Source organism: Simiduia aestuariiviva, from assembly GCF_014192475.1.
Classification (GTDB): domain Bacteria; phylum Pseudomonadota; class Gammaproteobacteria; order Pseudomonadales; family Cellvibrionaceae; genus Simiduia; species Simiduia aestuariiviva.
On record NZ_JACHXZ010000004.1, the window covers coordinates 557,415 to 579,726 of the forward strand.

The following is a 22,312-nucleotide window of genomic DNA, read 5'->3' on the forward strand; positions in this document are numbered from 1 at the left end:
CACCATTCGGTGGGCTTTTTTTATGGTCAATGCAGCTGCTAGGCGACTAAAGCCGTTTGTTTTTGGACTTGGCTTGCGCAAAGAGCGCGGCCATGGTGCCCTCGGTTGTTTTGGCTGGCGCGGCAGTGCGGTTGTGTGTTTTAGCGCTGCGTTGTTGTTTGCCTCCGCTGACTTTTTCCCCCGGCTGATCGTCCATGCGCATGGACAGGCCAATGCGCTTGCGGGGTATGTCCACTTCCATGACTTTCACTTTGACGATGTCGCCGGCTTTTACAACATCGCGCGGATCCTTCACAAAGGTGTTCGACAGCGCAGAAATATGAACCAGACCATCTTGGTGCACGCCCACGTCCACAAAGGCACCAAAGTTGGTGACGTTGGTGACCGTGCCCTCCAGGATCATGCCCGGCTCCAAATCTTTGATTTCCTCCACGCCGTCGGTAAATTGTGCAGTTTTAAACTCGGGGCGTGGATCGCGACCGGGCTTGTCCAGTTCCTTCAAAATATCGGTAATGGTGGGCAAGCCAAATTTTTCATCCACAAAATCGTTGGCTTTTACGGAGCGCAAAAATTGCGTGTCGCCGATAATCCCTTTCAGGTTACGGCTTTGGCTGCCGGCGATGCGTTCAACTACGGCGTAGGATTCCGGGTGCACGCCCGAGGCGTCCAGTGGATTTTCGCCGTCGCGAATGCGCAGAAAACCGGCCGCTTGTTCAAAGGTTTTTTCGCCGAGGCGAGGCACCTTTTTAAGCTGGTCCCGGCTTTTAAAGGCGCCGTTATTATCGCGAAATTCGACGATATTGCTGGCCAGAGTTTGGTTTAAGCCCGACACCCGAGCCAGCAGCGCAGAGGAGGCAGTGTTCACTTCAACGCCCACGGCGTTTACACAATCTTCCACCACGGCGTCCAGCGAGCGCGCCAATTGCACCTGCGAAACGTCGTGTTGGTACTGGCCCACGCCAATGGACTTGGGATCAATTTTCACCAATTCTGCGAGCGGGTCTTGCAGGCGGCGGGCGATGGATATGGCGCCGCGAATGGTGACGTCGAGATCGGGAAATTCTTTGGCGGCAAATTCAGAGGCGGAGTAAACCGACGCACCGGCCTCGTTGACCATTACTTTTTGTGCCTTGATATCTTTGTGGGCTTTTAACACATCGCCAACAAATTTATCGGTCTCGCGCGAGGCGGTGCCGTTGCCGATAGCGATTAAACCCACATCGTACTTTTTACAAAAGGCCACCAGCATAGCCTCAGCTTCGCGAATTTTGTTTTGCGGTGGGGTGGGGAACATGGCGCCGTGATCCAGCACCTTGCCGGTGGCATCGACCACCGCCACTTTTACCCCAGTGCGCAAACCAGGATCTAAGCCGATGGTGGCCTTTTGGCCCGCCGGTGCGGCCAGTAACAAATCCTTCAGGTTGCTGGCGAAGACGCCAATGGCGCCCTCTTCTGCGCGCTCGCGCACCTCGTTAAACAGGTCCGTTTCCAAGTGGGTCAGCAATTTGACCCGCCAAGTCCAGCGCACGCACTCGGCCAGCCACTTGTCCGCTGGGCGGCCTAGGTCTTTCACCTGCCAGTGATCGGCCACCATGGGTTCGCAGGGGTGCGACAGGCGATTGGCCTCCTCGTCGCCGACGGTCATGGCGAGGGTGAGAATGCCTTCATTGCGGGCCCGAAACAGTGCCAAGGCGCGGTGTGACGGAATGTCCTTGAGCAACTCAGAGTGCTCAAAGTAATCGCGAAATTTGGCGCCCTCATCCTCTTTGCCATCGATCAATTTGGCGGTGATGTGCGCTTCCTGCTTGAGGAAATCACGCAATTTGCCGAGCAGCTGGGCGTCTTCGGAAAACTTCTCCATCAAGATTTGTTTGGCGCCGTCGAGGGCTGCTTTGGTGTCTTCGATTTTGTGTTCGGGGTTGAAGAACTTCGCGGCCTCGGCTTCCGGGTCTTGGCTGGGGTCTTCCAGCAGCCCCAAGGCCAGCGGCTCCAAGCCCGCCTCGCGCGCGATCATGGCCTTGGTGCGACGCTTGGGTTTGTAGGGCAGATACAGATCTTCCAATTCCGTTTTGGTGTCGGCGCCGGCAATTTGTGCGGCCAAGGTATCGGTGAGCTTGTCTTGCTCTTCGATGCTTTTCAGGATGGTGGCGCGGCGATCTTCCAGTTCGCGCAGGTAACGCAAACGGTCTTCAAGGTTGCGCATTTGGGTGTCGTCCAGACCGCCCGTAACCTCCTTGCGGTAGCGGGAGATAAAGGGGACGGTGGCACCTTCGTCCAGCAGCGCTACGGCGGCGACGACTTGGGCCTCGTTTACGGACAACTCTTCTGCGATACGCAGGGCAATGCTTTTCATGCAAACCTCTATTCTGTTCTTACACTCGGGTGCGCATGGGCGCACTGGCTGGCGCATTATGCGCAAATAGGCCATTAAAAACAGCCTTGTATTTGCCCATTAACTGTGACGATGGTGGCATTGTTGGCGCAGCTTGTAGGCCGGCGGAGGTGAAGTTGCGTAAAGAGGTGTGAACCCGCGGCGCCAGCTGCTTACAATCGGGCCAACAAACAGTGAAGGAGACTGTGCATGCAAATGCTGCGCAAATTTATGGGGTTGGCAATTCTAACGGCCGGCGCGCTTGTGGCTGCGGCCATTTTCTTACTACAGCCAACGCCAGAGCCCAGACCCTCGCAGGCGCCGCCGCCGCCGCGAGTGCCGGTGATAGAGGTGGCGCCAAGCACCTTGTCGCTACCGGTGCATTCGCAGGGCACGGTGGCGCCCCGGCGCGAAATAGACCTGGTCGCAGAGGTGGCGGGCCGGGTCAAAGTAGTGGCTGACAACTTCGTGTCCGGCGAATTTTTTACCGCCGGAGAGCCCTTAGTGCAGGTGGACCCCATCAATTATGAGTTGGCACTAGTGCGCGCGCGGGGCCGCGTGGCAGAGGCGGAACAGCTGCTGGCCACCGAACAGGGCCGCGCGCGTCAGGCCAAGCGCGAGTGGCGGGATTTGGGCAATGCCGAGGCCAATGCGCTGTTTCTGCGCGAGCCTCAACTGGGTGCCGCGCGCGCGGCGCTGGCGTCGGCCAAGGCCGATGTGCGCCAAGCGGAGCTCGATTTAGCCAAAACCCGCATCGGTGCGCCCTTCGACGGTCGCATTCGGGAGACCTACGTCAATCTGGGCCAATACGTGAGTCCAGGCAGTCGCGTGGCGCGCGTATTTGATAGCCAAGTGGTAGAGGTGCGCTTGCCGCTCACCGATGCGCAGGTAGCGCTGTTGGATTTGCCCCTGGGTTATCGCGCGGCACCCGGTGAGGGACCGCGCGTGACACTGCGTGGCACTGTGGCGGGACAAGCCCGTGAATGGCAGGGCCGCATTGCGCGCACGGAGGCCAGCCTCGAAACCCGCACGCGCATGTACCAAGTCATCGCTGAGGTGCATCAGTCGGAAAACATGAATCAACCGCTGGTGGTGGGTTTGTTTGTGCGGGCCCAGATTGACGGCCGGCCCATTGCCGACGTGTTGCAGGTGCCCCGGACCGCGCTCTATAAGCACCAGACGCTGGTGTTGGTGGGCGCCGACAACATTGTGCGCTTTGCTGAGGCGCAGGTACTCGACAGCAATGAAAATCTAGCGTGGGTGCGCGTACCACTGCGCGCTGGCGATCGCGTTGCGACGGGGCGGCAGGGTTATCTGCAACCGGGTGTGACGGTGGAGCCCGTGATCGATGCTGAGGCGCGCCCATGAGTCGGTTAATTCAGTGGTTTGTGGAAAACCCCGTCGCCGCCAATTTGTTGATGTTGTTGATTTTAATTGGCGGTGGTTTGAGCGTTGCCAACACCAATAAAGAAGTGTTTCCGGGCGCGCTCGCCAACAGCATTGAAATTACCGTGCCCTATCCCGGCGCCGGCCCACGGGAAGTGGAAGAGCAAATCTGTATTCGCATCGAAGAGGCACTGGCGTCCTTAGATGGCATTAAAGAAATCAGCAGTCGGGCGCGACAAAACAGCGGCACGGTGATCGTGGAAGTGGCGGGCGGTTACGATACCCAACGCCTGCTCAACAACGTTAAAACCAAGGTGGATAGTATCACCACCTTTCCCACTAACATCGAGCGCCCGCAAGTGCGCGAGCGATTGTTTCAAAGCGAATTAATGAGCCTCGCGCTCTACGGCGAAGTCGATGAGCGCGCGCTAAAAGAAACGGCTCAATGGATTCGCGACGAACTCGCGCTTTTGCCGAGTGTGTCCATCGTGCAGGTGGACGCCACGCGGCCCGACGAAATGGCGATCGAGCTGAGTGAAGACAGCTTGCGCCAATACAACCTCACCTTTGATCAAGTGGTGAGTGCCATTCGGCGCGCCTCGCTCAATGTGCCGGCGGGCGTGGTCAAAAGTAAACAGGGTGACTTCCAAATTCAAACCCGCGGTCAGGCCTATACCGCATCCGCGTTCGGCGATGTGGTAATCGCCACGCTCGACTCGGGGGCACAGCTGTATCTGCGCGATGTCGCCACCATTACCGACGGATTTACTGAAACCGATTTCATCGCGCGCTTTCAAGGCAAGCCGGCGGTGTTTATCGAACTCTATGTCACCGAAAATCCCAATGTGCTGGCCTCCGCAGAATCCGTGCAGCGCTACATGACGGATGTAAAAGCGCGTCTGCCAGCGGGCATGGAGCTGGAGATTAGTCGCGACTGGTCCAAGGTTTTTAAGGGTCGATTAAATTTGCTCACCAGCAATGCCCTGAGTGGTTTGGTGCTGGTGTTTGTGGTGCTCATGTTGTTTCTGCGGCCAGCGCTAGCACTGTGGGTGTGCGCCGGTATCTCCGTCGCGTTTGCGGGCGCCATGTGGTTTATGCCGAGTTTGGGCGTGAGCTTTAACATGCTGTCGCTGTTTGCATTCTTACTCATATTGGGAATTGTGGTGGATGATGCCATCATCGTGGGCGAGAGCATTTACACCTCGCAGCAGCATGGGCTGCGGGGCAATGCCTCAGCCGCAGGCGGTGCAAAATTGGTGGCGGGCCCGGTATTTTTTGCGGTGATTTCCACCATGATTTTTTTCGTGCCCATGTTGTTCATTCCGAATCAACTGGGCGATATCGTCTACCCCATTCCAGTGATTGTGATTGCCTGCTTGGCATTTTCCTTGGTTGAGTCACTTTTGATCTTGCCCGCGCACCTTGCGCATTTAAAACCTGAGCGGCCACCGGTGAGTGCGCCTATGAAAAAGCTCGCGCAGTTGCGTGCTTTTTTTGCGAATTCATTGGCGCGCATTGCGCAGCACCACTACCAACCGTTTATTGTGCGCTGTCTGCAACGGGTTTCGATTCCCATCGCCACCTTCGTCGCGCTATTTGTTGTTGTCATGGCGATTTACATGTCCGGCGTAGTGCGCCAGTCATTTATGCCGCAAGTGCCGAGCGATTTTATCCGCGCGGCGGTGACGCTCGAGGACGGCCTGCCCTTTGACTACAGTCAGACGGTGCAGCAGCGTATAGAGCGCGCAGCAGAAGAATTAAAAAAAGATACCGAATTAATTGCCGCCAATGGCGGCAGTGATCACTTTATTCGCAGCATTGAATCCTGGGCGACGCCCACCAGTGTGCGCGTGCGCTTGGCGCTGGTGGATGCAGAGACGCGCGCGGTCAGCTCTCGTGCCGTGGCGCAGCGTTGGCGACAAATCATCGGCACAGTGGATAAATCCCTCGATGTGGATGTGGGCTTTACCATCAATGCGCGCGATAAGGCGATTCGCTTGCGCGTGGCAATTAATGAAAATGATTTGGATCGACAGCAGCAGGCGCTGGACGCGGTGAAAACGGCGCTCGCGCGCTATCCCGGCGTGCTGGATGTGAAAGACAGTTTGCAAACGGCGCGCAGTGAATTGGAGTTGTCACTCAAACCCGACGCCGAATTATTAGGTGTGGGTTTGCAGGATGTGGCCCAGCAAATTCGACAGGGATTTTACGGCGCTGAAGCACAACGCATTCCGCGCGGCAAAGAAGATGTGCGCGTGATGGTGCGCTACCCGCGCGTCGAACGCGACAGTGTGGATCAATTACAACAGATCCGCATTCGCACCAACAGCGGCGCGCAGGTGCCGCTGGAAACGGTGGCACAAGTGGAGTTTGTCAAAGGCTTCAGCGAAATTAATCGGGTAGATCGCCAGCGTTCGAACTCGGTGACGGCCGAGTTAGATAGCGATAACTCGGCAGAAGCTTTTGCTATTGTGCAGGATTTAATGGCGCGCAATGGTGATGAATGGCGCCGTGAGTTTGTGGGCTTTCGACTGGAAGTGGCGGGCGACATGAAAGCGCAAAACGAGTTCATGAGCGAATTGCTTCGCGACTTTTTCATTTCGCTGCTGGTCATTTACGCGCTCATGGCGGTGGCCTTTAAATCTTATGGCCAACCGCTGTTAATTATGTCGGCTATTCCCTTCGGGTTTATGGGCGCGGTGTTGGGCCACTGGTTGCTGCAGCGCGAGATCAGCATGTTATCCATGCTCGGCTTTTTGGCCTGTTCGGGGGTGGTGGTCAACGACAACTTGGTCTTGATTGATCGGATCAACCAAATGCGCCGCCAGGGGCTGGCCCTGCTGAATGCCGTGGCCGAGGCCGGTGCGAGCCGCTTTCGCGCCATTGTCTTGACGTCGCTCACCACGTTTATTGGATTGGTTCCGATCATGGCTGAGACCAGCGTGCAGGCGCGATTTCTGATTCCCATGGTCATATCGCTAGCTTTTGGGGTACTGCTGGCATCCACGGTGACGCTCATCCTGGTGCCCTGTTTGTATCTCGCTGGGCACCGGCTAAAACACGGATTGCGCCAGTGGATGGGCAAGCCAGTGATCCAGCCACTGGCGGGCGCCGAAGCCCTCGAGCAAGCCGAGGACTAGCGCCAGCGCCAACAGCCACAGTACTGGCAACTGGCGCACCCTCAACAGCCATAGGCCAATGGCCACCGTGACCAGTTGGCCGAGGCCCAATACGCTGTGAGTGATAATGGGGTGCCAGAGGCTGGCGGCGAGCAGGGCCACCACTGCGGCATTGAGGCCCGCCACGGCGCCGGCCAAGCGCGGCCGTTGGGCGAGCGCCTGCCAGTGGTCGAGCAGGGCCAGCAGCAGGCAAAAGCCCGGCGCAAAAATCGCCAAAAGTGCCAGCAGGCCACCCCACACTGGCTGCTCGAATACTTGGGTGCCCACATAGGCCGCGAAGCTAAACAACGGCCCAGGCAGGGCCTGAGCCAAGCCATAGCCCGCCAAAAATTGGCTGCTATCGAGCATGGGAAATTGGTGTTGCAGCATGGGCAGCACGACGTGCCCCCCGCCAAAGACCCACAGGCCGGCATGGGCAAAGCCGGCAGTTTGCGCCAGCCAACCCTCGGTGCCGCCCAGCAGTGCGGTGCCCACCGCGAGCACAGCCACGGGTATCAACCAGCCCCAGCGCAGGCCAGTTTGAGGTGCTTCCATGGGTGTGGGTTCAGCGCGCGATGAAGGTTTGGCGAGCAGCGCGCCCACGGCACCCGCCAGCAGTAGCAGCGGCAATTGTGATGGCTGCAGGAGAAACCCCAAAAACCACAGCCCCGCCAGCCAGCGCCACTGGCGGTGCTGGCAGTAGCGGGCGTATAGGCTGAGCACCGCATCGGCCACCACGATCACGGCGGTGAGCTGTAGCATCGTGATGACTGCCGACCAGGGGCCGTTGCTAAACAGCCAGTGGCCGCCTAGACCAGCGCCAAGCATGATCAAGGCGGAGGGCGTGGTAAAGCCTAGGAACGCGGCCAGTGCTCCGCCCAATCCACCCCTGCGATAGCCAATGGCAAAGCCCAGCTGGCTGGAGCTTGGGCCGGGCAAAAATTGGCACAGCGCCAAGGTGCTGGCAAAATCTTCCGGTTTAAGCCACTGTAACTCTTGGGCGAACCGGCGATGAAAGTAGCCAATGTGGGCTGCCGGTCCGCCGAAGCTGGTGCAACCCAGCCGCAGGAATTCCCAGAAAATTGTTTTAATGACAGTTAGGTAACGCACAGCGTGCATGATCTGAGGGTGTCTATATTATGTTGGATTGGAAATAATAAGGATTTGGACGGCATGATGAAACTTGCGGCGCTTGGAATCGCGCTTGTGCTGGTACTTGCCCAATCCGCCACGGCAGAGCATTTGAGTGCCAAGGTCGCAGCGCCTCGCTTGCCCGTTCATTTAGAAACCAATAAATCCGGCCTGCTCGCGGAGTTGCATGAGCTGTTGATGGCCGAGGCCGACGTGCAGTCGGCCCTGCAAGTAAGTTCCTATGCGCGCGCAGTACTTAAACTGGAATCTGCCCAAGTTGATGCCTATTTTCCCTCTTGGTTGCCGAATCACTTTAAAGTGGACGTGCTCTATTCTGCGCCGCTCATGCGCGTGGAGTTCTACATTTTTACCGCGCGGGGTAAGCCAAGGCTGAGCCGGCTCGATGAATTGGCCCACATGCGACTCGGTACCGTGGAGGGCACTCTGCTGGAATTGCCACTGGACTCGGTGCCGGGCTTGTTCGTAGTGCCAGGTGTTAATGCCACGTCGCTCTATAACATGCTCAACCAAGGGCGACTGGACGCGCTCTTGATCAGCAAAAACGAGATGGATATTTTGTGCGAGCAATTGGGCGTGCCCATGCTCAACTATGATCCAAGCGCCATGCAGGCCCATAAATACTTGGGCTACTCCTTTCTCAATAATGCCAAGGGTATTAAGCTGCAACGCCAAATCAACGCCGCAATTTTGCGGCTCCAACAATCCGGTGAATTGGCGCGGCGCTTTCCCACCATTGCCGGCTACCTGCAATAACCACCGCGCGAGAGCGATTTATTTTTATGTCCAATTTACCGCGCGCGCTGGTCTTGAGCTTGCTCACGTCATTGGTGGCAAGCTTGGTGGCCGCGGGTTCAAAGCTTGCGGCGCAATACGTTTCCGTGCACGTGGTGGTGGCCAGTCAATATCTAGTGGGCCTGTGTTTGTACCTGCCCCTGTTGTGGCGCGAGCGCGGGCGCGCGTTTGCAACCCAGCGGCCGGGATTGCATCTGATCCGAGGGTTGGCCGGGGTGCTGGCGTTCTACGCCTACTACGCCTCGCTGGGACATATTTCATTGGTGGATGCCACGCTCTTGCGCAATAGCGCACCCCTGTTCGTGCCACTGATCGCTTTGTGGGCGCTACAAATTCGCGTTCCCGCTAAGCGCTGGGGCCCGTTGGCCTTTGGTTTTATTGGGGTGATTGTTATTTTGCGGCCCTGGCCCGCCAGCATTGATGTGTGGCATTTGGCGGCATTGTTTGCGGCGGCGATGATGGCCACCAGCATGATCGCTACGCGATTGTTGACCAAAACCGAATCCAATGAGTCGGTGTTGCTCTATTACTTTTCCATCGCCTTGGCCGTCAGTTTGCCCTTTGCGCTTTGGCATTTGGCGCCCGCGCCTCTTTGGGTGTGGGGGCTATTGTTATTGCTAGGTTTGGGGCTGGCATTGGCGTTGCGGCTCTACACCTTGGCGTACAGAGCGGTAAAGCCCAGTGTGCTGTCGCCGGCTTCTTACCTGAGTGTGGTCTTCGCTGGTGTGTGGGGCTGGTTGTTTTGGCAGGAGTTACCCACCCTGTGGAGCTTATTGGGCATTGGGCTGGTGGTGATCAGTGCGTGTTGGATTTTATGGTTGGGGGATGACGTTGAACCAGCGAGCCCCAGGCCGCCCGCTTAACTCGCTATTTGCGGTAGGTGATTATGTGTAGGTGTCTTGGGGCAGGCCTTTAAGCACGGTTTGGCGGCAGGCGATCAGCTCTTTGTAGGTCTGAAGCAGTGAAAAATCCACGGGTCCCGATTGCATTTGCAGTGCCTGTAATTGGCGCTCAAAGCCGGTGATTTCACGAATCAATTTTTCGCGCAATTTACCGGTGCGGTGATATCCCACGCCGATATGGCATTCGCGCTTGAGTCTGGCCATAAATGATCCCGTTGTTTGGCGACTTTAATCAAGCATAGTCAACGGAGCCGTGCGCGGTGTGATTTGTACAGAACAATAAGTTATTTAGACAAGCGCCTTGGCATATGTGCGCGACCGTACAAAAAAGCCACCGCGAGCGGTGGCTTTTTTGTTGGCTGAAAAATGAATGTTACTCGTGATCGTGCACGATATCCTCGAAGCCTGGTGCCAACCAAATGTGGTGTACCCACAGGCTGTCGTCATCGCCGGGAGACACCCAAATTTGCATGCGGCCCTTTTGCATTACTTTAATCTTAGGGCTCTTGGACGCGCATTTTTTGCCTTTGCAGGTATCAGAGCTGCCGCCGGCGGAATCATAGCCGTCGGTGTGGTTATAGATCTGCGCGAGCATGGCGTAGTCGTGGGAGTTGGGCCACTGGCTGTTATTGCTGTTGGAGTAATCCATACAAGTGTTTTGGCTGGAGCCGTCTTCGCTGGTGTGGCCAAGGCCAAACACATGGCCAATTTCCTGACACATCACGTGGTTGCGATTGGCGGTGGTGTCGCTGGCCATGTAGGTGTCGTTCATTTTCGCCACGCCCAGTTTAATGTGGCCGTTGCTATCGAGATTGATCGACGCCAGTCCCGCCCAGCCATTGTTGCCGTAGTAGGCGTTGCACACGCGCATTTGGCCGGTGACGGACGGGCAGCGCTTGCGGGTCCGCGAATTGTCGTCTGCGCTCACCACAGTCTGATTGATATGGTTGGACTGGTTCCACTTTGACAGCGATGTCTCGAAGGAAGCCTGCCAATCCTGGGTCACACTATCAACGACAGGCAAATTCACAGTGCCCGTTGTAGTGGCCCAGTGATAGTTTGACCACGCGTGATCGGCGTTGGCGAGATTGGGTAGCACGGCGAGTGTGGAGAGAGCAGAGATTGCAACGAGTTTTCTGGTAAAGGACATATAAAGCCTCACATGTTTTTTTTATGACATTTTGAGAAGGCGCGTCTTTCGATACCTCATTAACGCATTAGTACCACGAGGAAGGTATGGTACAGGTGTGTTATAGAGGCCAGCGTAAACAGGGAAGTTGCAATAAATCATTCTTACTGCGCTATACAAGAGTGAAATGTATCGCTCACATTGACCTAATCTAATGCAAAAGTTTGAGAGTTTACGGATGTCGAAAGAGGCTGGGCCGGCGGTTTGCCGCCGACCGGAATGCAAAAAAGCGAGACTGAATTTTCGGTTATAACAGCTCTTGCCACGGATAGCTGGTGTCGCCAATCACGTAGAAAAACGGATTGAGAATGTCGTCTTTTTGGTTGTAGCGCAGCACTTTAAAATCATCATCCAGCACGACCCCACCGGCGGCTTCCACAATAGCCTGGGCGGCGGCGGTGTCCCATTCACTGGTGGGGGCCAAGCGCGGGTAGAGGTCGGCAAGTCCTTCGGCAACCAAACACAATTTCAGCGATGAACCCATATTGCGCGTGAGCACCGGCTTGCCGGTCTCCTTTTCTAGGCGTTGCATCAAGCGGTCTACGGCGTCGGCGCCGTGATTGCGGCTCGCCACCAGTGCGATGGATTCACCGGCTGCCAGCGCCGATTTAACGGTGCGACACTGGATTGCCTGGGGCCCATTGCCCGCGTCTTTGTGCGCGCCAATGCCGCGCCCGCCCAGATAAAGCACATTTTTCACGGGCACATACACCAGCCCTAACACCGGCACACCCTCGTTGATCAAGGCGATATTGACGGTAAACTCGCCGTTGCGGTTGACGAATTCTTTAGTGCCATCGAGTGGGTCGATCAGCCAATAGCGGTGCCAGCTGCCGCGCACCTCGTAGTCGGGTAATTTGGATTCCTCTGAGAGCACCGGCACGTCCGCGAGTAATGGCGTCAAGCCAGCAACCAATATACGGTGCGCGGCCAGATCGGCCTCGGTCAGCGGCGAGCTGTCGTGTTTGTGGCTCACTTCGGGCGCGTCGGCGTGGTTGTAGACAGCGAGAATGGCATCGCCGGCTTGGCGAATGAGCGGCGTTAGGTGGGTCAATAATTGCGCTTTGGCTGCGGCATCCAATGGTTGCACGTGAATCTCCTGTGTTGGGGCCTGAATTCTAGCCTAAAGCGCTTGGCCGTAGGCGCACTAATGCCATAAATGGCTCGCAAAATTCGAAATTACCCCCTCGCCTCGTTTAGACTTGCGCCACCGCACACAGGTTTACTTTTATGACGGCACCTTCACTCGACTGGTCACGTATCGACACAGTGCTCTTGGATATGGACGGCACGCTGCTGGATTTGCATTTCGATAGCTACTTCTGGCTCGACCACCTGCCCGCGCGCTTGGCGCAAATAAGAGGTAAGCCAGAGCAAGAGATTCGCGCTGAATTGTACGCCCACATTCGCGCCATTGAGGGCACGCTCAATTGGTACTGCTTGGATTACTGGGCAGACCAGTTACAAGTGGACATTATGGCGTTGAAGGAAGAGATCAAAGACAAGATTCAGCTGCGCCCGCACGTCGCGGAATTTTTACAGCTCTTGCGCGACCTGGGTAAAAAAGTGGTGCTGATCACCAATTCGCACCCCAAGGGCTTGGACCTCAAGTTAGAAGTGACGGCCTTGGACCAATGGCTGGACCTGATTATTTCCTCGCACGAATTCCAAGAGCCCAAAGAGGTGCAGGCGTTTTGGACCGCACTGCTGGAACGGGAACCCTTCGATCCGGCGCGCGCGCTGTTTGTGGACGATACCGAGCGGGTGCTGGACTCCGCCAAAGCGTTCGGCGTGGGCTTTTTGCTGGGCATTCATCAGCCCGATAGCCAAACCCCCCGGCGCCTCGACAGCTATCCTGCCATCGACCACTTTGACGAACTATTACCCAGCTTACGGGCCGCCCGTGGATAAGTTGCGACTCGATAAGTGGCTCTGGGCTGCACGCTTTTTTAAAACCCGCAGTCTGGCCAAAGCCGCCATTGAGGGCGGCAAGGTGCGCGTGGACGGCGATCGGCCTAAAGTGAGTAAAGACATCAGCGTGGGCATGTCGCTCACCATTCGGCGCGGTTTCGACGAGCAAATAGTGGAGGTCTTGGCATTGTCTGATAAGCGCCGAGGCGCGCCCGAGGCGGCGTTGTTGTACCGCGAGACCGAGGCCAGTTTAGCCGCCCGTGGCGAGCAACAAGCGGCGCGCAAAGCCCAAGCTGGCGAGATTCACACCGAGGGCAGGCCCAACAAAAAGCAGCGCCGCCAAATTCACCGCTTCGTGCGGCGCGTGGTGGGCGAAAGCGATGACTAGGGTGCGGCGCGCCTTGGTGTAAAATACCCCTTTTTAGCAACGGACCCGTTCATGTCAGATGACCAAACTCCGGCGACAGCCGACATTATTCAGCGCTTCCTGTTCGATGGCAGCGACATTCGCGGCGAACAGGTCACTCTGGCCGACAGTTACCGCGAGGTGCTGGCTAACAATCCGGCGCCTGCCCCGGTGCAGCAGCTGCTCGGTGAGATGCTGGCGGCGGTGGCACTGTTGTCGTCAACCTTGAAATTTGATGGCGTTATCACGCTGCAGGCTCAGGGCGACGGGCCGGTGCCGCTGATGATGGCGGAATGTACCCGCCACAAGGGTTTGCGCGGCATAGCGCGGACTCCGGAATCGGGCGTTTTTGAACTGGGTAATGACACCAGTCTGGCGGGCCTGTTGGGTCAAGGCGTCTTGGCCATCACCATCGACCCCGATCAGGGCGAGCGCTATCAGGGCATAGTGCCGCTCGATCAAGCCAGTTTGGCCGAATGCCTGGAGGCGTACTTTTCGCAATCCGAACAGCTGGCCACACGCCTGTGGTTAGCGGCAGATGGCAAGCGCGCCGGTGGGCTGTTGGTGCAGGCGCTGCCCAAGCAATTGGTGGCTGATGAACAGGTCAATGCTGAGCAGTGGGATACCGTGGTCGCGCTGGCCCACACTGTAAAGTCTGATGAATTGCTTTATCTAGACCATTCACAGAATTTATATCGGTTATTCAATGAAATGGCCGTGCGCCTGTTCGATCCGCAACCCTTGGCGTTTTCCTGTACCTGTTCCGAGTCGCGCAGCTTAAATGCGCTGGCCCAGATTAAGCGTGAGGAACTTTATGAAATCCTTACAGAACAACAACATATCACCATTGATTGCCAGTTTTGCAACCAGCAATACCGCTTTGAAGAGCCGCAAATTCGCGCGTTATTCGACAATGAGCCGCCAACGGTGCATTGATCAGCCCAAACATAAGTTTGGTTATTCCTAAACCATTCACTATCGCTCGCGTGAATGAACTCTGGCATAATGCGCCACCTTAAAAGTCACATCATAAGGTGGCGGCCACGACCGCTGCTGTAAAACCCGGGCAAAAAGACTTGGGGGTGGCCAGCCAAACGCTATGCTTTGGTTGGCTCAGCCGGCGGCCCCGCCGACCGCTAGATTGATGGATTGCCCTGCAAAACAGGCAGCACCATCCTGAATAGTTAATGCAATCACGCTGACAGGACGAGAGAAATGACCCAAGCCACTGCGACCGTATACGCGGATCTCAGCTCTGCGCAATTGATCGAAGAAGCGCTCAAACGCGGTGAAGGCCGCCTGACCAACACTGGCGCCCTGCTGTCAGTAACGGGTGCTCGCACCGGCCGTTCGCCCGCCGACCGCTTCATCGTTAAAGAGCCTACCACTGAGGCCGCCATTGATTGGGGCAACGTGAACCGCCCCTTCGATGCCGACAAATTTGATGCCCTGTGGGCCCGCGTTGAAGATTACCTAGGCGCCAAAGATCGCTTTGTGTCTAAGTTGCATGTAGGTGAAGATGAAAATCACTACCTGCCCGTAACCGTGACCACTGAAACAGCGTGGCACAACCTGTTTGCGCGCAACATGTTTATCCGCGCCGCCAACTACAACCCCAAGAGCCGCGACGAGTGGCAGATCCTGCACGCCGCCAACTTTGAGTGTGACCCCTCGCGCGATGGCACCAATTCCGAAGGTATCGTGTGCATCAACTTTGCCCAGCGCAAAGTCTTGTTGGCGGGTATGAAGTACGCCGGCGAAATGAAGAAGTCCATGTTCTCGGTACAGAACTTCTTGTTGCCCGCCGTTGATGTCATGCCCATGCACTGCTCGGCCAACGTCGGCAAAGATGGCGACACCTGTTTGTTCTTTGGTTTGTCGGGCACTGGTAAAACCACCCTGTCGGCCGACCCTGAGCGCTACCTGATTGGCGACGACGAGCACGGTTGGGCCAAGGGTGCGGTTTTCAATATGGAAGGCGGCTGCTACGCCAAAACCATCGACCTTTCACAGAAAAACGAGCCCGTGATTTGGGATGCAATTCGCTTTGGCGCCATCGTTGAAAACGTTGTGGTCGATGACAAGCGCGTTGCCGACTACTGCGACACCAGCCTGTCTGAAAACGGTCGCTGCTCCTACCCGCTCGAACACGTTGAATTGCGCGTTGAAGAAAACCGCGCGGGCGAGCCCAAAAATGTGATCTTCTTGACCTGTGACGTCACTGGCGTGTTGCCGCCCGTTTCGATCCTGTCTAAAGAAGCCGCGGCCTACCACTTCCTGTCGGGCTACACCGCCCGCGTGGGTTCCACCGAGCTGGGCGCAGAAGCGGGTATCAACCCCACCTTCTCCACCTGCTTTGGCGCACCCTTCATGCCCCGCCCCGCCCGTGAATACGCCGAGCTGTTGATGAAGCGCGTGCAGGATTTTGGCGCCAAGGTCTACTTGGTCAACACCGGTTGGACAGGTGGTGCAGGCGGTGCCAACGGCACCGGCAAGCGCTTCCCCATTCCCGTCACGCGTGCGGTGGTTGCAGCCATTCAAAACGGTTCACTCGATGGCGTTGCCACCGAGCACTTGGATACCTTGAATTTGGATATCCCCGTGTCTGTGCCGGGCGTCGATGCCAAGTACTTGAACCCGCGCAAGGCGTGGAACAACGAAGCGGCCTATGACGAACAAGCGGCCAAGCTGGCTGGCCTGTTCGCCAAAAACATCACCAAGTTTAAGGTATCTGCCGACGTAGAAGCGGCCGGACCTAAAGCATAAGGCAGCTGGCAACAGCCTGCCCAAGCGGTGCAAAGCAAAAGGGGCGACCACAGGGTCGCCCCTTTTTTTATGCCCTATGGTTGCATCGCCCCCTGTCTGGATAGCGGGTAGGGCTTGATAGATTTAGTTCGTCATTCTTTTATCTGGCCCGCTCGTGCTAAGTGTGCACTTCAATCGCAGTAAGCGGCCCGCTCACTAAAATACTAGGAAGCTTTCATGCGCAATATTCTATTGATCGCGTTTTTGCTGTTGACCACGCCGCTGGCTCTAGCGGAAAAAGACGACGCACCGGTTGATCCATTTCCCGAAGAAATTCAAAAGGTCACCGAGCACAAGGTCAGCATTGCCGGTAAAACTATTAGCTACACCGCCACAGCGGGTATTTCCTTTGTCTACAACGACAAGCATGAAAAAATTGGCTCTGTCTATTATACCGCCTATGTAAAAAACGGCGAAAAGGCGGGCAAGCGGCCAGTTACCTTTGCCTATAACGGCGGCCCAGGTTCCGCCTCTGTGTGGCTGCACATGGGCACGCTGGGGCCAAAGCGCGTTGTGTTCGACGATGAGGGCTTTCCTACGCCACCGCCTTACAAGGTGGTTGACAATGAATTTTCTATTTTAGATAAAACGGATTTAGTGTTCATCGATCCCGTTGGCACCGGCTATTCTCGCGTGGGTGGCAAAGGCAGCGCTGAAGATTTCCACGGCGTGTGGGAGGATGTAAAAAGTGTGTCGGAGTTTATTCGCCTCTACACTACGCGTAACGGCCGCTGGAGTTCGCCTAAATATTTAGTTGGCGAGAGCTATGGCACGCTGCGCTCTGCGGGCATTGCGCACCACATGAGCGAAAAAATGGGCATGTACTTTAACGGCGTAATGTTGATTTCCAGCGTGTTAAATTTTGCCATTGAAAACGATCCCGATGATCCGACTCAAATTATGTCGCCCATCAGTTTGTTGCCGGCCTATACCGCGACAGCTTGGTATCACAAAAAATTATCCACCCCACTGCAAGCCGACTTACAAGCCACCCTTAAACAAGCGCGCGAGTTTGCGCTGGGTGAATACGCCAGCGTCTTGCTGCAAGGCGATTGGGCGACTCAGGCACAGGTTGATAGCGCCACGAAAAAGTTGGCGGCGCTGACGGGTTTGCCAGAGGCCTTAGTGCGCGAGCAAAATATGCGCATTAACTTAAAAGAATTCGTGCACAACCTGTTGCGCGATGAGGGTAAAACCGTGGGCCGCCTAGACAGCCGCTTCGTTACCGAAGAGCTGGATGCCATGAATCAGCCGGGCTATCGCGACCCCTCCTATATGGCCATCCACGGGCCCTACACCGCCGCGGTAATGGACTATCTTCACAGTGATCTGAAATTTACCAGCGACCTGCCGTATCACATCTTAGGCGGCGGTGTTAAATCGTGGAACTACGAAGACTTTGCTGAAGATATGTTCGATATGAGCCGTAAGTTGCGCCACGCCATGTTGCGCAACCCCGACATGCGCGTGTTTGTGGCCAATGGCTACTACGATTTAGCAACGCCCTTTTTTGCCACGGAATTTAATTTTTCGCACATGGGGCTGCCTGCGGCGCTCAAGAACAATGTCACTATGGCCTACTATGAATCGGGCCACATGATGTACATTCGCAAGCACGATTTGAAAAAGTTAAAGGCAGACCTCGCCAATTTTATTCAATAGGCGACTGCGCCTTGGGTGCCTTCAAATAATCTGGAGGCACCACCTCCTCCGGCCAGCGCGCCAGCACCTCGGCGCGCTCGGCATCAGTTAGCGGTTGATAGCCGCGCCACAGGGGCCAGCCATAACCCCAGCGAAAACTGCTGGGAATAAAGGGCGAGCCACCCACCCGTACCCCCATCAGCATCAACGCACTTACTGAAGACTGCCCTTGAGTGGCCACACATTGTTGCAGCGCTTGATCTGCGAGCTTGCGCTGATCGGCAGTGCCACCGGCCCAATAGGCCGCGTCGTGCGCGACACAACAGCTCTGCCAAAGTTCAGGGTGTTGGTGAGTGCCATCGGGAAAACGTGAACAGCCATCGGTGGTGAATGGTGCAAGTCCGACGGTTTGCGAGTGCACCAAACCGGCAAAGGTCAACGCGAACCAAGTTACTAACAATGTCGTGCGAGTATGAGTTGGGGTCGTAATGGTAGGCAGCATAGCGCGTGGGTAGCCGAGCGGTGTGTGCCGCCAGCATAGCAAATCTTAGTTATGGATTTTCGCTTTGCGTGGCCTCAGACGGCGGTGACTTGCGCGGCCGCAGTTGCCGAGCAATCAGCATAAAAAGCACACCGGCACCGAATAACAGCAGGGTTCCTGGTTCGGGCAACTGAAAGCTGTTGGTATGGGTGGTGGTGTGCGGCGATGGCGCGACGTACCAACTGGGCCCGGCGTTGACCGCAAGCTCAGGCTCGGGCGTGCGCGCTTGCTCAAGTAGCGTTAGCCAATTGAAATCGTTAGCCGCAGCCTCCTGTTGTGCCTCCAACAACTCGCTATCCGTTTGCTCAGGCGTGACGATAACGTCGCCATAGGCAAATGCAGACAGCAAGCTCAACAAAAGGAGTAGGCGTGGCATAGCGGTTAAGCTTAAGTAGGTACGAGTGTGCAAGATTACCATTTTGCTCTGCATGTGGATAGGGAAGCGGCAGTGTTTGGTTAATGGTAGTTGATGACGTGCGTGTGCGTTTGAATGAAAATTTTTAACCAAATGTCCCTTTATTTTGTGTGGGCTTGTGAGAGGGAGAGCTGCTAGTTTAACCAGCGGGAGAGTGTTGCTGGCTGATAGCGCCGACATGCGTTCAGGCGTTTGGATAGCGTGGGATACCGATGTTATTCGCGCCCGAAACAAATCATGGACATGGGTAGGTTTTGCAAATACCGTTTAGCGGTGGGTGTTGATATTTTTAAACAGTAAAATTTCCATATAAAGGACGGTATCGAATGATGGGATATGCCTTAAACGCAACAGTATTGATCTCACTGCTCAGCATGTTGGTTGTATCGCCCAACGGCTATGGGCAAGCAGATCCAGAATGGTTAAAAAGTTGGAATGAGGCCGTAAGTAGTCGACCTGAGATGCTCTCTGCTAGCGGAAGGATTGCGTTGCCGGAAGAGCCGGGAATTCCAATGATCATTCGCGGAAGGGTACTGGATCCAAATGGAACGCCAGCGCCTTCAGTGGTTGTGCATGCCTACCATCGCGATAGTCAAGGTTTTGATTTTGGTGCTGGCGACAATTCGTATACGACATGGCGCTTACAAGGTTGGGTCATTACTGATGAGGATGGGCGTTTTGAATTTAAAACCATTCGTCCCGCGCCAGATCATTTAGGCAGAGAGGCAGCCCATGTTCACATGACGCTTGAATCAAAGTCATTTGGTCGTCAGTGGGCGCCAACCGTCTACTTGGCTGACGATCCACTGGTGGTAGCGGCGCAGCGACAGGGCGTTGGGCAATTGAGCCAATCAAGAAAAGTGAGTGCGCTGGAAATTGTTGATGGCGTGCAAAGGCTCAATCTAGAGCTGCGACTAAAAGGCGAGCCTGACTTTTAGGGTATTGAAGGTAACAGTTGGGGCAGAAGAATAAGAAGGGTCTCCACGTTAAACTTTTGCAGTTTCAGACTGGCCCCTTGATGAATGATTTTAAGGGTGTTGGGATGGGTGTCTTAAGAGAGAGCTCTAGAAATGACGAATCATAACGAATCAAGAACAGACTTTAATAGATATGTGAGAAAGAATCGTGTTTTTATTTTAGGCGCTGGTTTTTCCGCTGACGCGGGGATTCCTTTAACTGCGCCTCTATTAAAGCACGCGATGCATAAATTTTCTGAAGAGTGTAATGGCATATTCCAAAGAGTTGACGCGTATGCTCACGTATGTGTCGAGGAGTATGGAGGGGAAGATTTAGATTATTTGAGTGTTGATTTTTCTGATCTTTGTACTTTTCTGGAGTACATTGAATTAAGGGAATATGGCGGAGGAGAAAGGTGGAGGGATGAAGGGTCTCGTGAAAAGCTAGCCTTGCGCTATTATCTTGCTAAATCGATTGTTGAGCACACGCCATCTGCTAAAAATATTCCTGAGCTATATCTTAAATTTGCGTCTCAATTACATGAGCAAGATGTTGTAATTACGTTTAATTGGGATGGGTTGTTGGAAGCGGCTCTAAATAAAGTTGGCAAAACTTTTACCTATAATTGGGAAGATGATAAGGCTATAAAGCTATGTAAGCTGCACGGCTCAATTAACTGGAGGCTGAACGAGCCAAACGACTTAGGTAGGCCAGTAAACACTTTAGATTGGAAATCGCTAAAATTTACTGAAGGTATAATGGAGAATGAAATATATTTTTCAAATGCATTGCTACGCTACGAGACATGGCAGCATTATGAACCTTTAGGTGAGGTTGAGCCATTTTTAGTCTTGCCTGGCTATGGTAAAGCGTTTGATGTTCGTTCCAATGCGGTTTTATGGTATAAGCCGGAATCGGCTTTTTGCATGACGCATGACGTTTACATAATCGGTTTAAGCTTAGCTCCTGATGATTTCTTTATAAGAAGTCTGTTTCTATCAAATTTTCCATTTGTTGATTCATCCTGTGGCGTAGAGGGGAGGAAAATATTCATTATTAACCCAGATAGAAATGCGGGCAAAAACTATGAATTTCTTCTTGCAAAAGGTCAGGCAGAATTAATTAACAAAAAATTCAGTCTTGAGCATATTGAACTTATGCAGGATCGGCTCAGAGATGCCTAGCAAATAGCCGCCTGTTTCGCTACGGTGCGCTCTCGGTTTTTGCGGGCGTAAAGTGCCTATCATAAAGTAAATAAACTTATGAGCTATAAAGATTTTTTATCATTATTTGTTGGAAAAACTTCAGATGAACTAATTTCTGAAGTAGTCTTGGCTAATGAAAATAAAATAAAAAAAGGTAGTGAAATTGGATGGGTGCTTTCTCCAACCATGCCAATTCCGGAATATTATAAAATTGTAGCAATGGATGATATAAGCAGAGGTTTTTATGATTATTATGAAAATAATTTTTCAGCAGTAATTAATTATGTGGAATCGAAATCCTCTCTACTAAATAAATTTTTGAGATCCATGGTTATGGAGGCCATCTGGGCTTACAAAGAAGATAAGCTGCTGATTTGTATTCCAGCTCTATTCGCTGTAATAGAGGGTGCGTTAGTTCACATATCTAATTCTGGAAATAAGGAAAAAACTAGGTATTGGTATGGAGCTAATAACGCCGCAAGAGAGAGCGGATCCGGACAAATAGCATTACCACTTTTAACATTATCTCATTTTTTGGCTTGTACCTTTCAACCTAGTAAATTTAATGAGGGCCCACTAGCTATTATTAATAGGCATTGGTCTCAGCATGGCCGCTATGAGTCTAGTCCGCCGAAAGAATCAGTAATGCAATTGCTTTCAGCTGTAGCGGTTATTTTATGGGTCTTCGAGTTAAAAAATAATGCTTGATAAGTAGACGTGTGCAGCAGGCTGCACTGGATTCGAAACAAGCTTCTCGCCGTTTATGGCAGCGTTATTTTCTGAATAGGATTGTCGGTGAAGAAGGGTGACGGAATCTCAAAATACAAGCTTAATAGGATTGCTACAGAGTCTTTGAGAAATGCTATCCGTCTTCATTTTGACTCTGTACTGTTGTATGAAAACGGCTCCTACCCAAGTGCTCTTCAGCTTTCGGTTCTGGCGTTGGAGGAATTTGCAAAGGCTAACTGGGTAGATCACTATATATGGTCCTCAGAAACCAATGAGGGCTATCCTACTGCTGAACTTGAGCAAGAATGGCTAAAGCTCCTGTACTTGCACCCTAAAAAGCAGTGGAGCTTTGTAGCAAGAGATACAAATGACTATTCTCCAAAGTTTATTTCTCTAATCCAAAGCAGAAAGCTTGAAGAGAAAAAGCAGAATGCAGTCTATGTTGGCTTGTCTCGTTCAAAAGGGATGGTTGATATAGAAAGCCGGATTTCAACTCCGTGGAAAGTAAAACAAAATGATGCAAAGCAATTCATTTCAATTATTAATGATGAATTGCTAAGAATATTCGCAAGAATCGAAGAGAATGAGTTCTACTTCGAGGGTGGTAGTGGCATGGATGAGGTGTTTGATTACCACATTTATAATAAGCTTTTGAGGTGGCCCCATAGGAGTGGAATAAAAAATAATGGTTGGAGAAAGAAAAGTAGCCAGCGAAACTAATATACACATCTTGCTCGCCCTGTCGGGGTGGG

20 protein-coding genes are annotated in these 22,312 nt (G+C 54.0%); 13 read left to right on the forward strand and 7 right to left on the reverse strand.

The genetic code is table 11. From position 1 onward, the window contains the following. Positions 1 to 46: 46 nt before the first annotated feature. Positions 47 to 2,353, reverse strand: coding sequence for a Tex family protein (locus tag FHS30_RS15530; RefSeq protein WP_183911424.1), 2,307 nt, complete (start codon positions 2,351 to 2,353; stop codon positions 47 to 49). Positions 2,354 to 2,581: 228 nt separating this feature from the next. On the opposite strand from FHS30_RS15530, the gene FHS30_RS15535 reads away from it, so the two are divergent. After that, positions 2,582 to 3,739, forward strand: a complete 1,158-nt coding sequence (locus FHS30_RS15535; RefSeq protein WP_183911425.1) for an efflux RND transporter periplasmic adaptor subunit — start codon at positions 2,582 to 2,584, stop codon at positions 3,737 to 3,739. Next, complete coding sequence (locus FHS30_RS15540; protein WP_183911426.1) at positions 3,736 to 6,897, forward strand: efflux RND transporter permease subunit; 3,162 nt, start codon at positions 3,736 to 3,738, stop codon at positions 6,895 to 6,897. The genes FHS30_RS15535 and FHS30_RS15540 overlap by 4 nt, the downstream gene beginning before the upstream one ends. Here FHS30_RS15540 and chrA read toward each other — a convergent pair. Further along, on the reverse strand, positions 6,811 to 8,034 hold the full coding sequence (gene chrA, locus FHS30_RS15545; protein WP_183911427.1) for a chromate efflux transporter: 1,224 nt from the start codon (positions 8,032 to 8,034) through the stop codon (positions 6,811 to 6,813). The genes FHS30_RS15540 and chrA overlap by 87 nt on opposite strands. A 54-nt stretch (positions 8,035 to 8,088) precedes the next feature. Between chrA and FHS30_RS15550 the strand changes: the two genes are divergently transcribed. Continuing rightward, the gene (locus FHS30_RS15550; RefSeq protein ID WP_183911428.1) at positions 8,089 to 8,820 is read left to right on the forward strand and encodes a substrate-binding periplasmic protein; all 732 of its coding nucleotides are present in this window, start codon (positions 8,089 to 8,091) and stop codon (positions 8,818 to 8,820) included. Positions 8,821 to 8,846: 26 nt separating this feature from the next. Continuing rightward, positions 8,847 to 9,722: a DMT family transporter gene (locus tag FHS30_RS15555; RefSeq protein ID WP_183911429.1), complete on the forward strand. Its 876-nt coding sequence runs from the start codon at positions 8,847 to 8,849 to the stop codon at positions 9,720 to 9,722. A 21-nt stretch (positions 9,723 to 9,743) separates the two neighbouring features. Here FHS30_RS15555 and FHS30_RS15560 read toward each other — a convergent pair whose 3' ends face one another. The 3 genes from FHS30_RS15560 to cysQ all read right to left on the reverse strand — a co-directional run bounded on the left by FHS30_RS15560 (position 9,744) and on the right by cysQ (position 12,040). After that, positions 9,744 to 9,965 carry a hypothetical protein gene (locus tag FHS30_RS15560; RefSeq protein ID WP_183911430.1) on the reverse strand — a complete coding sequence of 74 codons (222 nt, stop codon included), beginning with the start codon at positions 9,963 to 9,965 and terminating at the stop codon, positions 9,744 to 9,746. 169 nt (positions 9,966 to 10,134) lie between these two features. Further along, positions 10,135 to 10,911, reverse strand: coding sequence for a zinc metalloprotease (locus FHS30_RS15565; RefSeq protein WP_183911431.1), 777 nt, complete (start codon positions 10,909 to 10,911; stop codon positions 10,135 to 10,137). Positions 10,912 to 11,197: 286 nt separating this feature from the next. Beyond that, the gene (gene cysQ, locus FHS30_RS15570) at positions 11,198 to 12,040 is read right to left on the reverse strand and encodes a 3'(2'),5'-bisphosphate nucleotidase CysQ (protein WP_425502395.1); all 843 of its coding nucleotides are present in this window, start codon (positions 12,038 to 12,040) and stop codon (positions 11,198 to 11,200) included. A 140-nt stretch (positions 12,041 to 12,180) separates the two neighbouring features. Here cysQ and yrfG point away from each other — a divergent pair, with 140 nt between their 5' ends. From yrfG to FHS30_RS15595, 5 genes are all read left to right on the forward strand, one after another. Beyond that, positions 12,181 to 12,861 carry a GMP/IMP nucleotidase gene (gene yrfG, locus FHS30_RS15575; protein WP_183911432.1) on the forward strand — a complete coding sequence of 227 codons (681 nt, stop codon included), beginning with the start codon at positions 12,181 to 12,183 and terminating at the stop codon, positions 12,859 to 12,861. Continuing rightward, a complete protein-coding gene (locus FHS30_RS15580) occupies positions 12,854 to 13,249 on the forward strand; it encodes a S4 domain-containing protein (protein ID WP_183911433.1) in 396 nt (131 codons plus the stop codon). The genes yrfG and FHS30_RS15580 overlap by 8 nt, the downstream gene beginning before the upstream one ends. 51 nt (positions 13,250 to 13,300) lie before the next feature. After that, positions 13,301 to 14,203 (forward strand): Hsp33 family molecular chaperone HslO, encoded by a 903-nt coding sequence (gene hslO, locus FHS30_RS15585; RefSeq protein ID WP_183911434.1) that lies wholly within the window; start codon positions 13,301 to 13,303, stop codon positions 14,201 to 14,203. A 279-nt stretch (positions 14,204 to 14,482) separates the two neighbouring features. After that, the gene (locus FHS30_RS15590) at positions 14,483 to 16,033 is read left to right on the forward strand and encodes a phosphoenolpyruvate carboxykinase (RefSeq protein ID WP_183911435.1); all 1,551 of its coding nucleotides are present in this window, start codon (positions 14,483 to 14,485) and stop codon (positions 16,031 to 16,033) included. Positions 16,034 to 16,249: 216 nt separating this feature from the next. Continuing rightward, positions 16,250 to 17,734, forward strand: coding sequence for a S10 family peptidase (locus tag FHS30_RS15595; RefSeq protein WP_183911436.1), 1,485 nt, complete (start codon positions 16,250 to 16,252; stop codon positions 17,732 to 17,734). Here FHS30_RS15595 and FHS30_RS15600 read toward each other — a convergent pair. Both FHS30_RS15600 and FHS30_RS15605 read right to left on the reverse strand, forming a co-directional pair. After that, the gene (locus tag FHS30_RS15600) at positions 17,724 to 18,215 is read right to left on the reverse strand and encodes an FAD-binding oxidoreductase (RefSeq protein WP_246341356.1); all 492 of its coding nucleotides are present in this window, start codon (positions 18,213 to 18,215) and stop codon (positions 17,724 to 17,726) included. The genes FHS30_RS15595 and FHS30_RS15600 overlap by 11 nt on opposite strands. 49 nt (positions 18,216 to 18,264) lie before the next feature. Beyond that, positions 18,265 to 18,630: a PEP-CTERM sorting domain-containing protein gene (locus tag FHS30_RS15605; RefSeq protein WP_183911437.1), complete on the reverse strand. Its 366-nt coding sequence runs from the start codon at positions 18,628 to 18,630 to the stop codon at positions 18,265 to 18,267. Positions 18,631 to 18,998: 368 nt separating this feature from the next. On the opposite strand from FHS30_RS15605, the gene FHS30_RS15610 reads away from it, so the two are divergent. The 4 genes from FHS30_RS15610 (at position 18,999) to FHS30_RS15625 (ending at position 22,280) form a co-directional block, all read left to right on the forward strand. After that, on the forward strand, positions 18,999 to 19,607 hold the full coding sequence (locus FHS30_RS15610; RefSeq protein WP_221197331.1) for a dioxygenase family protein: 609 nt from the start codon (positions 18,999 to 19,001) through the stop codon (positions 19,605 to 19,607). A 132-nt stretch (positions 19,608 to 19,739) separates the two neighbouring features. Beyond that, positions 19,740 to 20,810: an SIR2 family protein gene (locus FHS30_RS15615; RefSeq protein WP_183911439.1), complete on the forward strand. Its 1,071-nt coding sequence runs from the start codon at positions 19,740 to 19,742 to the stop codon at positions 20,808 to 20,810. A gap of 78 nt (positions 20,811 to 20,888) precedes the next feature. After that, positions 20,889 to 21,539 (forward strand): hypothetical protein, encoded by a 651-nt coding sequence (locus FHS30_RS15620; RefSeq protein WP_183911440.1) that lies wholly within the window; start codon positions 20,889 to 20,891, stop codon positions 21,537 to 21,539. Between the two features lie 87 nt (positions 21,540 to 21,626). Next, a complete protein-coding gene (locus tag FHS30_RS15625) occupies positions 21,627 to 22,280 on the forward strand; it encodes an AbiV family abortive infection protein (RefSeq protein WP_183911441.1) in 654 nt (217 codons plus the stop codon). Positions 22,281 to 22,312: the final 32 nt, after the last annotated feature.